This is a genomic window from Bradyrhizobium sp. Kon58 (assembly GCF_055807455.1).
In genome coordinates, this window is record NZ_JBVVOT010000145.1 from 1 (window position 1) to 481 (window position 481).

Consider the following 481-nt stretch of genomic DNA (forward strand, 5'->3'; position numbering starts at 1 on the left):
CCGATGGAAGCCACCTACGTGGGCATCCATCGGGTCGTTGGTCACTGCTTTGTCTGCCCCCGGCAGGTTGTGTTTCTTGGCGTAGGCTTTCCAGTCGGCCACAAACTTCTGGTTCACCGGGTTCTCCACCGACTGGAAGTAGTTCCAGGCCGCGAGGTTGCCCACCAGCGGCTTGGTGTCGATGCCGCGCAATTCTTCTTCGCCCACCGAGAAGGCCACTACCGGTACATCCCTGGCAATGACAAAAAGCCGGACTACGCCGTGAAGAGCAACTAAGCCCCACCACAGGCCAAATGTGGGAGGGGGCTTGCTCCCGATAGCGGTGGGTCAGTCCTATCAACAGTGACTGACACTCCGCCATCGGGGGCAAGCCCCCTCCCACATTGGATCTTTATTGGTTTTGGGATTTATGTGAGCCCAAACAAAAAATGCGCCCCTGGGGGCGCATTTGAGATCGTTGCCACGCTCCGCGTGGGAATGC

1 pseudogene is annotated in these 481 nt (G+C 58.4%); it reads right to left on the minus strand.

Going from position 1 to position 481, the window contains the following annotated elements:
• Positions 1-237: pseudogene (locus tag AC0L20_RS39870) on the minus strand (transporter substrate-binding protein); the annotation flags it as partial.
• Positions 238-481 lie beyond the last annotated feature (244 nt).